Below are 14,534 nucleotides of genomic sequence, written 5' to 3' on the forward strand. Positions count from 1 at the left end.
CGTCATGAAAATCGAGCTCAGCGATGTTGGTCAGGTCATCCAGTTGGCCACGGCGCCCGTGTTCCTGCTGGCGGGCGTGAGCATCCTGCTGATCGTGCTGACCAACCGGCTGGGGCGCATCATCGACCAGATGCGCTCGCTCGAAGACCGGGTTGCCAAGTGCGTCGATGCGGCGTGCCTGGCCGAATTGCGCAATCTGCACCGCCGCTCGAACCTGATCAATATCGCGATTGCGGCCAGCACCCTGTGCGGGCTGCTGGTCTGCGTGGTGATCGCGATGCTGTTTCTCGGCGATGCGTCCGACCTGCCGCTCGACCATTACATCGCCGTTTGTTTTATCGGTGCGATGCTGGCGCTGACGGCCAGCTTCGTCTACCTGATGCGCGAGGTGTATCTGTCGTACCGCTTGATGCGCGCGCAGCAGCTGGAGGCGATGGCCATGTGCGCGGGGCGCAGCGGGACGTCAGTGAGCTGACGTCCGTCAGCCGAGGTGCTTGGCGAGGAAGCTGCGCATCGCATCGGTGATCTCCGGGCCGTGGGTTTCCAGCGCAAAATGACCGGTCTCGAGGAAGCGTACCTGGGCCTGCGGCAGGTCGCGCTGGAAGCAGTGCGCGCCGACCGGCAGGAAGAACGGATCGTTCTCGCCCCAGATCGCCAGCAGCGGCGGCTGGTATTGGCGGAAGTACGCGTGCAATTGCGCGTACTGTGCGATGTTCTGTCCGTAATCGACCAGCAGGTCCATCTGCGCCTCCACGCCGATGCGCTCGGTAGCGGCAAACGCCAGCGCATAGCCGTCCGGCGCCACGCGCGCCACATCCTTCACGCCTTCGGTGTACTGCCATTGGGTCATCTCGAACGAATTGAATCTGCGCAGCGCCTCGCGGTTGGCCGCGCTCGGCTCGGCCCAGGCGGCGCGCATCGGCGCCCAGCCCGGGCTCAGGCCTTCTTCGTAGGCATTGCCGTTCTGGCTCACGATCGCCGTGATGCGTTCCGGATGGCGCACCGCCAGACGCCAGCCGACCGGCGCGCCGTAGTCGAAGACATAGATCGCATACCTGTCCAGGCCCACGGCCGTGGTGAAAGCGTCGATCACATCCGCAAGATGCTCGAACGTGAAGGTGAACGATGCGTCGGTGCGCGTCATGCCGAACCCCGGCAGATCGGGCGCCACCACGCGGTAGCGGTCGGCCAGTGCGGGGATCAGGTCGCGGAACATATGCGACGACGCGCCGAAGCCATGCAGCAGCAAGACGGCGGGCGCGTTGCTTGGGCCGGCCTCGCGGTAAAACACGTCGACGCCGTCGATGTCGATCGTGGTATGGCGTACAAGGGGCTTGGTGGTCACTGGCTGGTGGAGCTGGTTCATGGGTGTTCTCCTCGGGGATATTGATCGGAATAACCATCAATGATGCTGGATACTGGTTATGCGCTCATTGTTGCACGCTTCCAGTAACCATTCAAGTATACTGTCGAGGGTTATTTAATCGGGAGCGTCCATGACGACCACACTGCAATCCGAGCCGGGCGAAGCGCCGTTGATCGCCGACGATCTTGCGCTCGACATGCTCAATACCGAAGCCGGCATCGGTGACTCGCAGCGCGATTCCTGGCACGATGCCGACGCCGTACTGGCATGGCTGGGGCGTTGCGGGATCGATGCCGGGACGGATGCCAAGTCGGTCAGTGCCGATTTTTTGTGCGATGCGACAGCGCTGCGCGCCATTGCGCGCGACCTGATCACGCTGCGCAAGCAGGGTGAGCGCGGCGATCCGGCGCCGCTCAATCGGTATCTGGAGGCGCTGGCATCGACGCCGGTCCTGGAATGGAAAGAAACGCAGCCGCAGCTCGCGCGGCGCGGCGCCGGAGCGTCGCCAGAGCGCGCACTGGGAATACTGGCCGAATCGGTGGCGGCATTGCTGGCGGAAGGCGAATTTTCACTGGTGCGGCAATGCGAACACCCGGAATGCGTCCTGTGGTTCTACGACCGTACAAAATCGCACCGGCGGCGCTGGTGCAGCATGGCGTTGTGCGGGAATCGCCATAAAGCGGCAGAGTTTCGCAAACGCACCAAGCTCGCGGCATAGTTCCTTGAACTGAAACTGCAGGGGTTGCAGTTTGTGCGCCGGCGAAAAAACTCGCTGTGCCATGACGGAAAGCGGGTTTTCAGAGATCACGTCGATGTGCGGTGCCACAAGCTGGACCGCCAAGCGCGCTGTTAATTGAAACTCGACGAATTGCGATTGGGGGCTGATCATACCGAAACTCCTGAAGTTTCGGTATCATGATCGCAGGAGGAAATTCAATCATGAGAGCAGACTTCAGGCTGGCGCGCATGCTGCATGTGCTGACCCATATCCACGGCCGCACGGGGACGACGAGTTCAGAGGAAATCGCTGTCATGCTCAATACCAACCCGGTGCTCGTGCGCCGGATGATGGGCGGCCTGCGCAGCGCCGGGTATGTGAACTCGACGTCCGGGCGCAATGGCGGCTGGGTACTGGCGGTCGATCCGGCCGAGATCACGGTGCTCAATATCTACCAGGCGCTCGAGGAACCGGTGATCTTCGCGATCGGCGCCAACGTCGATCATCCTGGCTGCCCGCAAGAGCAGGCCATCAATGGCGCGCTCGAAGTGGCGATGGCGCAGGCGGCAGGCACGCTGCTGCGCGAATTCGGGCAGCTACGCTTGTCGGCCTTTCTGCGACCAGCGGCGGCGTAAGGAAGCACGATGACAACCGGTCCTGCCATTCACCCCGAAGCCGCGGTTGCGCCCGGCTACCTGGCCAACGACGCCCGCCGCCTGGTGGCTGGCGCAGTACGGCGTCGAGGTGGAACTGGTCGAGCGCGCGCCGGCCTTCCGCGATGGCGGCCAGAACGTCGACGTGCGCGGCAACGCCCGTGAGGTGCTGCGCAGGATGGGCCTCGAAGCGGCCGCCTTCGAGCGCAGCACGAAGGAGAAGGGCACGGATTGGGTGACCGGGGATAATCGGGTCATCGCCCGCTTCGAGGCCGGCAATTCGGCCGCCGACAATGGCCCCACGGCCGAGCTGGAATTCAGTATTCCGGCCACACCCCATGACGGGGAGTTTGCCCGCCAATACAACACCGTGGGCGGGCGCGGTGCGGCGCTCAAACCTGCGCGCGACGGCAAGCTTGGCGCCTACGTTGGCGTGCACATGAAGCAAGACGGCGAAGATACATGGGACGTTGGCCGACAACGCCAATTCATCGAACAACAGTTCGCCAATGACGGCTGGGAGTTCCCACGCATCCTGGACGCACTGAAAACGGCGGACGATTTTTATTTCGACGTGCTGCGGCAAGTGCGCCTGCCGCGCTGGGGCGCCGGTCAAGAAGCTGATCGACAAGGGTTTTGCATGCGCTTCGGACGACGTCGCCTTGCCGAGCTATCGCAACAGGCAGTAGCCGATCGACATGGGCAAAGAGGCCAGCGATCTGCGCGACATAAAGGCATTCCCCGCTTTGACGGATGCGCGCTTGGCAGAGGCGGTTGTACTGGCGGTACGAACCGTGTTCGATTCGACGCCGCCAGGCAGTTCTACCGAGATGGATCCGGCGTCACCCGCGTGAGCTTGTAGTCGGCGGCCGAACGTTCAAGCGCCAGGCCCAGCACGTCCTTGAGGTCGTCAGGGCTGGCGCCGGCGTCGAGCTGCTGCTTGGCAAAGGTGTTGCGCAGCGTGCGGCCACCGGAGCGCGCCAGGTCCATGCCAGCGCGCTCGAACGTGGCGCGCATCTGCACGTAGACAGTTTTGCGGGTCATCCTGGCGCCGGCCATGTTGGCCGGGAAAACGAACTGGCCAGGGATCGCCAGCGTTTCACGCTCGGCCAGCCATGGCAATAGCTCATCGGCGCCATCGCGGGGCAGGGTGATCGTATGTTCGTGGCTGGTGTCGTGTTTTTCATCGGGCGTGATGGTCAGGACGATCGATCCGTCGATGGCCGCCTGGCGCCCGACCTCGGACACCAGCAGTCCGATTGCTTCCGACACCCGCAGGCCGGCCAGCGCGATGACGACCTGCATCGCGCGGTCGCGTCGCCGCTTCCAGCCTTCGAACGGGGTGCTGGTGCGGCGCTTGGGCGCCTCTGCCGGCAGCGCCGCGAAGAAGCGCGCCAGCTGCGCGTCCGACAGGGTGCGGCCGGCCTCGTCGCGCGTCATGTGGGCGCGGTCGATGTGGAGGATGGCCTGCTGCGCGGGATTGGGCGAGACGTCGAGATGCTCGTAGCAGCGCTCCAGCAGTCGCAGATAGCGGTAGGCGATCTTGCTGTTGAGGATAAGCTTGCCCTTGACGGTGCGGCCGATGAAGCGGGCGAGGTCGGCCTGGGTCACGGTGGAGAAGGTGAGGCCCTGTTCGATGAACCAGCCGGCCACGTTCGCGAACATGAAGTTATAGATCTTTGCCGATTCCGCCGACGGCACCCGTAACGTGCCATCGGCGCGCAGGCGGCGGCCGGTCTCGGCGAACGCCGTGGTGGCGACAAATTCCCTGAATGCCTGGATGGGATTACGGTCCCATGAACTAAGGTTGCGCATGGACGGGCCTATTGGAATGGATGCTTCAGGATACCATAAAAAGGTAACTAACCAACATGGACTTAATACCACACAAATAATTCAACGGTTTCGACTACAGCCGTGCACGAGGCTGAAAAAAACCAGCCATCAAGCAGGAGGGGTGAGCCCACCGTCATCAGGCCGCATCGAGCGCGGCCATGATCGCGCACGAGCGAGTCGCGTCGGTTGAACTGCATTGACTGCGCAGATGTTGCAGCTGCCCTTGGAGCGCCGTGAGCGACGCAATGCGCTGGCTCACGCTGGCGATGTGCCGGTCCAGCAGGGCATTCACAGTGCCACAATCCTGGTCGGGCCGATCGCGCAGGTCCAGCAACGTACGAATCTCGCCAAGCGCCATGTCCAGTGACCGGCAATGGCGGATGAAACCGAGCCGGTCTGCATGCTCCTGCCGGTAGTTGCGGTAATTGTTCTCCGTGCGATCGGGAGGAGGGAGCAAGCCTTCGCGCTCGTAGAACCGCACCGTTTCCACCAGACAGCCGGCTCTCGTCGCCAGTTCACCGATTTTCATGTTTCCGCTCCCCAAACGTCATGAATGACTTGACCCCGTATCAGGTACAGGCCTTTAAATGGTCATCATACACAGCTTCGAAAGAACGGCCATGTCCGAATGTCAGGCAAGATCCTGTTGCGCTGCGAAGCCCGCGCCCGTTATAGGCACGCCGTTGCCTACCTCGCCGACCACGGGACAGGAATTGACCATTCACATCGCGCAGATGTGCTGCCCAACCGAAGAACGCCTGCTGCGCCAGGTCCTGGCCAAGGTCGATGGCGTCCACGAACTCCGGTTCAACCTGCTGCAGCGGCAACTGCGCGTCACGCATTCGCTGGCCGATCCGGCGACCATTCTGGACGCCATCAGGTCACTCGACATGATACCGGTGCTGTCCGCGGCGCCGGGTGCACCCGCCAAGCCGGCTGCCACGACTGCCACGCCATCCCAGCGGGATGTCGCAGGCACACCGCCGTCGTCGGTGCCACGGCCCTCGCGCATGCCCCTCGTCAAACTGCTCCTGGGCCTGGCCGCCGCCATCGGCGCCGAGATCGTCGCTTGGGAAAGCGGGAACGAGAATTCGCTGGCGGTGCTCTCCCTGGCACTGGCCGCGATTGCCCTGACCGGACCAGGCGTGTACCGCAAGGGCTGGGCCGCGCTGCGCCATCGCGACCTGAACATCAATGCCCTGATGTCGATCGCCGTCACCGGCGCCGTCCTGATCGGCCAGTGGCCCGAAGCGGCCATGGTCATGGTGTTGTTCGCGCTGGCTGAACTGATCGAAGCGCGCGCGCTCGACCGCGCCCGCGACGCCGTGGGGCGCCTGATGGCGCTCACGCCAGAGCGCGTGACGCTACGGGGCAACAATGGCGCCTGGACCGAGGTCGATGCCGCCGGCGTGGCCGTGGGCGCCCTGGCGCGGGTGGCGCCGGGCGAGCGGGTCGCGCTGGACGGCGAGGTAACGGCGGGCGAGTCCGCCGTCAACCAGGCGCCGATTACCGGCGAAAGCATGCCGGTCTTCAAAACAGTGGGCGACAAGGTTTTCGCCGGCACCATCAACGACACCGGCTCGTTCGAATACCGCGTGACGGCGCCGCATGACAACTCGACGCTGGCGCGCATCATTCGCACCGTGCAAGAAGCGCAGGGCCGGCGCGCCCCGACCCAGCGCTTCATCGACCGCTTCGCCGCGATCTATACGCCAACCGTGTTCGCGATCGCCCTGCTGGTGGCGATCCTGCCGCCGCTGTTGCTGGGCGGCGCCTGGGGCGACTGGATCTACAAGGCGCTCGTTCTGCTGGTCATCGCTTGCCCGTGTGCGCTGGTGATTTCGACGCCGGTCACGGTCGTGAGTGGGTTGGCGCGGGCGGCGCGGGCGGGCATCCTCGTCAAGGGCGGCGTGTACCTGGAGCAGGGCGCCGCACTGCGCAGCATTGCACTGGACAAGACCGGCACGATCACCGAGGGCCGCCCGGCGCTGGCCGAGGCGGTGCCGCTGTCAGCCGACCTGGATGCGGCGCTGCGCCTGGCCGCCGCGCTGGCGGCGCGGTCGGACCATCCGGTATCCGGCGCGATCAGCCGCCATTGGCAGCGCACGGGCGCAGCCGCGGTGCCGCCTGACGTCGACGGTTTCGTGGCCTTGCCTGGCCGCGGCACGCGCGGCGTCATCGCGGGAAGCCTGGTCCAACTCGGCAACGCGCGCATGCTCGCCGAAGCGGGCATCGCCGACACTCGGGCCAACGTCATCATGGCGCGCCTCGAAGGCGCCGGCCAGACGGCCGTGGCGTTGTGCCAGGGTGGACGCGTGCTGGCGGTGTTCGGTGTCGCCGACACCGTCCGCGCGACCAGCATCCAGGCGATCGCCCGCCTGCACCGGCTGGGCGTGCAGACCCTCATGCTCAGCGGCGACAACGCCATCGCCACCGCCGCCATTGCGCGCCAGGTGGGCATCGACGATGCGCGCGGCGCGCTCTTGCCCGCCGAAAAGCTGGCGATCGTCGAGGCCGAGGTCGCGCGCCATGGCGCCGTCGGCATGGTGGGTGACGGCATCAACGACGCGCCGGCGCTGGCCCGGGCCACGATCGGCTTCGCCATGGGCGCCGCCGGCACCGATGCGGCGATCGAGACGGCCGATGTCGCGCTGCTCGACGATGACTTGCGCAAGCTGCCGGAATTCATCGTCCTGAGCCGCCGCACCCGCGCGATCCTGCGCCAGAACATCGGCGCGGCGCTGGGCATCAAGGCGCTGTTTCTCGTGCTGGCGATTGGCGGCTGGGCCACGCTGTGGATGGCGGTGTTCGCCGATGTGGGCGCGAGCCTGCTGGTGATCTTCAACGGACTACGGCTGCTGCGTGCGGATCTACGCGATGCCGGCGCCCGGCCGCACCGATGATATACTCGCGGCCATGACCCGTCGCTTCCTTTCCTGCCTGCTGCTACTGCTGGCGTTCCAGTTTACCTGGACCGCGATCAGTGCCTACTGCACGCACGAGTCGGGTGTGGCGGCCCAGCACCTGGGTCATCATCAGCATCGCTCCGACCCTGATGCGCAGGAGTCCAGCGAACAACTGGCAGCTGGCGACAACGGCACAGCCCCATCGGCCAAGAAGATGGGGCATACGCACTGCGCCTCATGCGCACATGCCGTCCTGGCCCCGAGCGCCTTCGAGCCGGCGGCGTATCGATCGCTGGCCAGCGTTGCTCCAGTCCTCATCAATCCCGCGTTTTCTTCCGTCGTACAGACCCCGCCTGAACGCCCCCAGTGGCGCGCCACCGCATAAGTCCGGTGGCATTTCCTTGCTGTTGACCTGAGCCCATGCGCCAGGGCGCGCCTGTTTGCGCGGCCTGCGAGCGGGCAGCATCGTCGCCGGATATCTTTCGATTCATTTTATTCGGAGCTATCCATGCAACCCAGAGGCATCCTCCTGGGGGCGCTCGTGCTGTTCGTTCAGTCCGCCCCCGTATCAGCGCAACTGTCGGCGCAGTCCCCGACGGCACAGTCCGTGGCCGCCGTCGATGGCGCGCGCATGCCGCTCACGCTGCCACAGGCGCTGCAAACCGCCTATGCGAACAATCCGACGCTGCGCGCCGCCGGGCGCGCGATCGGTATCGCCGACGGCGAGCGCGTACAGGCCGGCCTGCTGCCCAATCCCGAGCTGAGCGTGTCGACGGAGGGAACCGACCGCCGCAGCCGGGTCGAGACTGTCGAGATGTCACAAGTGATCGAGCTGGGCGGCAAGCGCAGCGCGCGCATTGCCGCCGCCGACCACGAGCGCCAACTCGCCATCGAAGCGCTGCGCGACAGGCGCAACCAGCTGCGCGCCGACGTCATGGCCGCCTATCTGGCCGCGTTGACGATGCAAGAGCGGGTGCTACTTGCCCGGTCCGCTATCGATGTGGCCAGTCGCGCGACCAATGCGGCCACGCGGCGCGTCACCGCCGGCAAGATTTCGCCGGTCGAACAGACCCGATCCAGGGTCGCCGAATCGACGGTGCGGCTCGAGCTGAGCCAGGCTGAAGCCGAGCTGGCCCTGGCCCTGCGCAGGCTGGCCACGCTGATGGGCAGCACCGGCGTCATCGGGCAGCCGCTGGTGATGCCGGCGTTCGATTTCGCCGCGGTGCCGGCCATGAGCGAGCTGGCGCAGCGCCTGGCCAGCGCGCCGCGGATGCGGCAAGCGCGTGTCCAGGTCAGCCGGCAACAAGCCCAGGTCGATCTCGAAAGCGCCCTGCGGGTCCCGGATTTGCGGGTGACCGTGGGCAGCCAGCGCGACCGGGAACGGGCCAATGGCACCCAGGCCGTGCTCGGGATCTCGATGCCGCTGCCGCTGTTCAACCGCAACCAGGGCAATCTCGCCGCCGCGCTGCACCGGGCCGACCAGGCCCGCGACGAGCTCGACGCGCAGCAGCTCGAGCTGCACCAGGCCCTTGCCGATGCACGCCAGCGCGCCGAGGTGTCGCAGGCCCAGCTCGACAGCTTGACGAGCGACCTGCTGCCGGCCGCGCAGCAAGCCTACGACGCCGCTGTGATCGGCTTCGAGCTGGGCAAATTCAGCTTCCTCGATGTCCTGGACACCCAGCGCGCCCTGATCCTGGCGCGCACCCAATACCTGGGCGCACTGTCGGCCCGCTATCTGGCCGCCACCGATCTCGAACGCATCGTGCCATCCACCGATGCCGGCGCCACCGCTGTCTTTAAAGAAAACCTGCAATGAAAACCGAACCGAATCACAGCAAGACATCCCTGTCGCTGATTGCCGCCATCGTCGCGCTCGGCGCAGTGCTGGCCGTCGTCATCCTGTTCTGGAACCGGGATGGTGCAGCGCCAGACAGCCATGGCGAGGCCGCGCACGACGTAACGGGCGACGGCGAACAAGAAGGCGAAAAAGAGAGGGATACCAACAGCGACGTGATCCGCTTGAGCGCGGCGCAAAGCAAGAGCGCCGGCATCACGACCGCCATCGCGGGACCAGCGAGCATCACCAATATGATCCGCTTGCCGGGCGAGGTGCGCGTGAACGAAGACCTGACAGCGCACGTGGCGCCGCGCCTGGCCGGAATCGCCGAATCGTCGCTGGCCGAACTGGGCCAATCGGTGAAGAAAGGGCAGGTGCTGGCCGTGATTTCCAGCCCGGCACTGGCCGACCTGCGCAGCACGCTGGATGCGGCGCAAAGCCGCCTGGTCCTGGCCCGGACCCTGTACGAGCGCGAGAAAAAGCTGTGGCAAGACCGCATCTCGGCCGAACAGGATTACCTGCAGGCGCAGCAGGCGTTCCGGGAGGCCGAACTGGCCGTGCAAACGGCGCGTTCCAAATTGACCGCGCTCGATGTCAAGACCGGCGGTGGCGCCCTGAACCGCTATGAGCTGCGCGCGCCGTTCGATGCGATGGTGGTCGAAAAGCACATCACGCTGGGCGAAGCGGTCCAGGAAAACACCAATGTCTTCGTGCTGAGCGATCTGTCGCGCGTGTGGGTCGACCTTGCCGTGACGCCGAAGGACCTGGGAACGGTACGCAGTGGCGTGGCGGCAACCGTGACGGCCCCCACCGCCGGCATGAGCGCCACGGGCACTGTCAGTTACGTCGGCTCCTTGGTCGGCGCGCAGACGCGCAGCGCGATTGCCCGGGTGGTGATCGACAACCCCCAGGGCGCCTGGCGGCCGGGTTTGTTTGTCGACGTGATGCTGGCCCAGGGCACCCGCATTGCCCCTGTCACGGTTGCTGCCAGCGCCATCCAGACTGTGGAAGACAAGCCGTCCGTGTTCGTCTCGACGCCTGAAGGTTTTCGCGCCCAGCCCGTCAAGACCGGGACCGTCGATGGCGAGACCGTCGAGATCCTCGAAGGCCTGGCGCCCGGCGTGCGCTACGTGAATCAAGGCAGCTTCGTGCTCAAGGCCGAACTCGGCAAAGACAGCGCCGGGCACGCACACTGACAAGGAAATCCCATGTTCGAACGCATCATCCGTTTTTCCATCGACAGCCGCTGGCTGGTCATGGGACTGGTCCTCGCGATGGCGGCGATCGGTGTCTACAACTACCAGCGCCTGCCGATCGATGCCGTGCCGGACATCACCAATGTCCAAGTCCAGATCAATACGGCCGCGTCGGGATTCTCGCCGCTCGAGGTCGAGCAGCGCATCACCTATCCGATCGAGACCGTGATGGCGGGCTTGCCCGGCCTGCAACAGACACGCTCGCTGTCGCGCTACGGCCTGTCGCAAGTGACCGTCATCTTCAACGATGGCACCGATATCCACTTCGCCCGTCAACTCGTCAATCAGCGCCTGCAAGAGGCGCGCCAAGGGTTGCCCGACGGCGCCAGCCCGGTGATGGGACCAATTTCGACCGGCCTTGGCGAAATCTACCTGTGGACGGTGGAGACGGAGGAGGGGGCGAAAAAACCGGACGGCAGCAACTACACGCCGACCGACCTGCGCGAAGTGCAGGACTGGATCATCAAGCCGCAGCTGCGCCAGGTGCCGGGCGTCACCGAGATCAACTCGATCGGCGGCTATGCCAGGGAATACCACATCACGCCGGACGCCAACCGGCTCAGCTCGTTCGGGCTGGGAATGGGCGACATCGCACTGGCGGTCGAGCGCAATAACGCGAGCATGGGCGCCGGCTATATCGAGCGCGCCGGCGAGCAATTCCTGATCCGCGCGCCCGGCCAGGTGCGGTCGATCGATGACATCCGCAACACCGTGCTCAAGAACGTGGACGGCGTGCCGGTGCGCATCCGCGACGTGGCCGACGTGGGCATCGGCCGCGAGCTGCGCACGGGCGCCGCGACCGAGAATGGCAAGGAGGTCGTGCTCGGCACGGTGTTCATGCTGATCGGCGAGAACAGCCGGCGGGTGTCACAGGCTGTCGCCGAGAAAATGGTCGAAATCAACAAGACCTTGCCGGCGGGCGTCAAGGCGGTGCCGGTCTACGACCGCACGGTGCTGGTCGACAAGGCCATCTCGACCGTGCGCAAGAATTTGCTGGAAGGCGCGATCCTGGTGATCGTGGTGCTGTTTTTGTTCCTTGGGAATATCCGCGCGGCGATCATCACGGCGATGGTCATTCCCTTGTCGATGCTATTCACCTTTACCGGCATGGCGTCGTTCCGCGTCAGCGCCAATCTGATGAGTCTTGGCGCGCTCGACTTCGGCATCATCATCGATGGCGCGGTCGTCATCGTGGAGAATTGCGTGCGGCGGCTGGCGCATGTGCAGACAAACCTCAAGCGCGACCTGACGCTGCAGGAGCGCATGCGCGAGGTATTCGCCGCAGCGCAGGAAGCCCGCCGCCCGCTGCTGTTCGGCCAATTGATCATCATGGTCGTCTACCTGCCGATCTTCGCCCTGAGCGGGGTGGAGGGCAAGATGTTCCATCCGATGGCGTTTGCCGTCGTGATTGCCCTGATCGGCGCCATGATCCTGTCGCTGACGTTCGTGCCAGCCGCCGTCGCCCTGTTCATTGGCAAGCGCGTGGCCGAGAAGGAAAACCGCGTGATGACAAAGGCGCGCACTCTGTATGCGCCGATGTTGCAGGCGGTTTTGCGCAACGGCCCGGTCGTGCTGACCGGCGCCATTGTCACCGTGGTCCTGTCGGCGCTGCTGGCAACGCGCCTGGGCAGCGAATTCATCCCCAATCTGAACGAAGGCGACATCGCCATCCAGGCCTTGCGCATTCCTGCCACCAGCCTGACCCAGTCAGTGCAGATGCAGCAGCAGATCGAGATCGGCCTGAAAGCCAGCTTCCCCGAGATCGACCGTATTTTTGCACGCACCGGGACGGCCGAAATCGCGTCCGATCCCATGCCGCAGAATATTTCGGATGGCTACATCATGCTCAAACCCGAGGCCGATTGGCCGGCGCCCAAGCGCAGCCACGCCGAACTGGTGGCCGCGATCCAGGCGCAAGCGGCGACGTACACGGGCAACGCGTATGAATTCTCGCAACCGATCCAACTGCGTTTCAACGAACTCATTTCAGGCGTGCGCAGCGACGTGGCGTTCAAGCTGTATGGCGACGACATGGCCGTGTTGAACGACACCGCTGCGCGCATCGCCGCCGTCTTGCAGCAGGTGAGGGGGGCGGCCGAGGTCAAGGTCGAACAAACGACGGGCTTGCCGATGCTGACCGTGAACATCGATCGCGACAAGACGGCGCGCTACGGGCTGAACCTGGCCGACGTCCAGGAAACCATCGCCGCCGCGACGGGCGGACGCCAGGCCGGCACCATGTTCGAAGGCGATCGCCGTTTCGCGATCGTCGTGCGCCTGCCCGAGGCCCAGCGCACCGACGTCAACGCCCTGCGGCGCCTGCCGATTCCGCTGCCAGCGCAACTCGGCACGGAAGGTGTGGCCGGCACCGGCCTGGGGGCGGCGCCATCGTCCGGCGCCGCCTTCATTCCGCTGGGCGAACTGGCGACACTCGAGCTGGCGCCCGGCCCGAACCAGATCAGCCGCGAAGACGGCAAACGGCGCATCGTGATCAGCGCCAATGTGCGTGGCCGCGACATCGGCAGTTTTGTGCCGGAAGCCGAAGCCGCCATCGCCGGCAGCGTCAAGATTCCCGCCGGTTACTGGATGCGCTGGGGCGGCACGTACGAGCAGCTGCAGTCCGCCACCGGGCGCCTGACGATCGTCGTGCCATTGGCGCTGTTCCTGGTGTTCACGCTGCTGTTCATGATGTTTCGTAACGTGACGGACGGCTTGCTGGTGTTCACCGGCATCCCGTTTGCGCTCACCGGCGGCATCGCCGCGCTCGCCATGCGGGGAATCCCGTTATCCATTACGGCTGCGGTCGGCTTTATCGCGTTGTCGGGCGTGGCGGTGCTGAATGGGCTGGTGATGATTTCGTACATTCGTTCATTGCGCGAGAATGGCATGTCGCTCGACGAGGCAATCACGGAAGGCGCGCTGACGCGCTTGCGGCCGGTGTTGATGACGGCGCTGGTGGCATCGCTGGGCTTTGTGCCGATGGCGATTGCGACTGGCACCGGCGCGGAGGTGCAACGGCCGCTGGCCACGGTTGTCATCGGCGGTATCTTGTCGTCGACCGTGCTGACGTTGCTGGTGTTGCCGTTGCTGTATCGGATGGTTCATCGAAGGGATGGTGGCAAGGGGCTGCGGATGGAGCCGGTGGGGGATTCCGAATGATCTGACTTGCGCGGCAGGCTTTGAGCAAGAGGTCGGGTGTGGGAGCGGCGTGTCGGTCTGGATACGCCGCCTGATATTGCGGGTTCCTGAAGGGCGCATTCTTGGTAGTTAGGGAAAGGGCGCATGCATTCTCGCTCTTATAACCCAAATATTCCAAGAAGTCCTCTAAGTCACGACCATGAAAGGTGGACTTGACGCCCCTACAGAATTTAGCGATTTTACTGCATACGGATAAAATCGCTAAAAAAGGTAAATATGGATCCAATTCTCAACCCTTACGCTCGGGATGCGGGTAGTCCCCCGCCTGAATTAGCTGGAGCAGTTCATCGTACCCTATATGCATGGGAGTTCGTTCTTTGCGGGGGCATCGGTCGTGTCTCCCGAAGAGCCTCGGAAAGTACGAATTATCGAAACGCGGGTGAAGGAAGCTGAGGCAAGGGGGCAGGTCAAATTAGTTGACTTTCTAGTTTGATTTTTGAAGAGACTTATAGCCTGTGTTTTCGCCTACCATGTTTGCCCTGCCGCGCTCGGCGCGGCTGAAGTCCAGATTCGCTCAGGTCGATCTGCGTACAGAAGCAGGTAATTGCCACTTCGCAACCAAACCGAAACTCTAGGGATTACGAAAAATATGAGCATGCAACTCCACCGACGCGTTAGCGACGACTACCAGAACTGAGTGGATGCCCGCTTAGTCGAGCTGAGTTTGTCCCATTTCACCGGCGCCGAATCTCCTATCGTTGATGACTGGGCGTGTTTCGATTTTTTAGCTGAAGACTGTGCAGAGTACATCGCTGGACAGCGAG

General features: G+C 64.5%; 12 protein-coding genes. 9 read left to right on the top strand and 3 right to left on the bottom strand.

Annotation, left to right across the window (positions count from 1 at the left end; translation table 11 throughout):
* Nucleotides 1-4 precede the first annotated feature (4 nt).
* Nucleotides 5-475 (top strand): DUF2721 domain-containing protein, encoded by a 471-nt coding sequence (locus AB2N08_RS01360; protein ID WP_367608833.1) that lies wholly within the window; start codon nucleotides 5-7, stop codon nucleotides 473-475.
* Between the two features lie 6 nt (nucleotides 476-481).
* Here AB2N08_RS01360 and AB2N08_RS01365 read toward each other — a convergent pair whose 3' ends face one another.
* A complete protein-coding gene (locus AB2N08_RS01365) occupies nucleotides 482-1,366 on the bottom strand; it encodes an alpha/beta fold hydrolase (protein WP_367608834.1) in 885 nt (294 codons plus the stop codon).
* Nucleotides 1,367-1,496: 130 nt separating this feature from the next.
* On the opposite strand from AB2N08_RS01365, the gene AB2N08_RS01370 reads away from it, so the two are divergent.
* The 3 genes from AB2N08_RS01370 (at nucleotide 1,497) to AB2N08_RS01380 (ending at nucleotide 3,599) form a co-directional block, all read left to right on the top strand.
* A complete protein-coding gene (locus tag AB2N08_RS01370; protein WP_367608835.1) occupies nucleotides 1,497-2,084 on the top strand; it encodes a CGNR zinc finger domain-containing protein in 588 nt (195 codons plus the stop codon).
* 221 nt (nucleotides 2,085-2,305) lie between these two features.
* A complete protein-coding gene (locus AB2N08_RS01375; RefSeq protein ID WP_367608836.1) occupies nucleotides 2,306-2,719 on the top strand; it encodes an Rrf2 family transcriptional regulator in 414 nt (137 codons plus the stop codon).
* Nucleotides 2,720-2,765: 46 nt separating this feature from the next.
* Nucleotides 2,766-3,599, top strand: coding sequence for a hypothetical protein (locus AB2N08_RS01380; RefSeq protein ID WP_367608837.1), 834 nt, complete (start codon nucleotides 2,766-2,768; stop codon nucleotides 3,597-3,599).
* Here the strand turns inward: AB2N08_RS01380 and AB2N08_RS01385 are convergent.
* Nucleotides 3,560-4,552 carry a tyrosine-type recombinase/integrase gene (locus AB2N08_RS01385; RefSeq protein WP_367608838.1) on the bottom strand — a complete coding sequence of 331 codons (993 nt, stop codon included), beginning with the start codon at nucleotides 4,550-4,552 and terminating at the stop codon, nucleotides 3,560-3,562. The two genes, AB2N08_RS01380 and AB2N08_RS01385, sit on opposite strands and share 40 nt — an antisense overlap.
* Nucleotides 4,553-4,709: 157 nt before the next feature.
* Entirely contained in the window at nucleotides 4,710-5,102 is a 393-nt protein-coding gene (gene cadR / locus AB2N08_RS01390) for a Cd(II)/Pb(II)-responsive transcriptional regulator (RefSeq protein ID WP_367608839.1), read from the bottom strand.
* A 91-nt stretch (nucleotides 5,103-5,193) separates the two neighbouring features.
* Here cadR and AB2N08_RS01395 point away from each other — a divergent pair, with 91 nt between their 5' ends.
* The 5 genes from AB2N08_RS01395 (at nucleotide 5,194) to AB2N08_RS01415 (ending at nucleotide 13,731) form a co-directional block, all read left to right on the top strand.
* Nucleotides 5,194-7,476 (top strand): heavy metal translocating P-type ATPase, encoded by a 2,283-nt coding sequence (locus AB2N08_RS01395; RefSeq protein WP_367608840.1) that lies wholly within the window; start codon nucleotides 5,194-5,196, stop codon nucleotides 7,474-7,476.
* A gap of 13 nt (nucleotides 7,477-7,489) precedes the next feature.
* A complete protein-coding gene (locus AB2N08_RS01400; RefSeq protein WP_367608841.1) occupies nucleotides 7,490-7,864 on the top strand; it encodes a hypothetical protein in 375 nt (124 codons plus the stop codon).
* A gap of 123 nt (nucleotides 7,865-7,987) precedes the next feature.
* Nucleotides 7,988-9,295: a TolC family protein gene (locus tag AB2N08_RS01405; protein ID WP_367608842.1), complete on the top strand. Its 1,308-nt coding sequence runs from the start codon at nucleotides 7,988-7,990 to the stop codon at nucleotides 9,293-9,295.
* On the top strand, nucleotides 9,292-10,512 hold the full coding sequence (locus AB2N08_RS01410) for an efflux RND transporter periplasmic adaptor subunit (protein WP_367608843.1): 1,221 nt from the start codon (nucleotides 9,292-9,294) through the stop codon (nucleotides 10,510-10,512). The genes AB2N08_RS01405 and AB2N08_RS01410 overlap by 4 nt, the downstream gene beginning before the upstream one ends.
* A gap of 12 nt (nucleotides 10,513-10,524) precedes the next feature.
* Entirely contained in the window at nucleotides 10,525-13,731 is a 3,207-nt protein-coding gene (locus tag AB2N08_RS01415; RefSeq protein WP_367608844.1) for a CusA/CzcA family heavy metal efflux RND transporter, read from the top strand.
* Nucleotides 13,732-14,534 lie beyond the last annotated feature (803 nt).

It is taken from the genome of Massilia aurea (assembly GCF_040790145.1).
GTDB classification, from domain to species: domain Bacteria; phylum Pseudomonadota; class Gammaproteobacteria; order Burkholderiales; family Burkholderiaceae_D; genus Telluria; species Telluria aurea_C.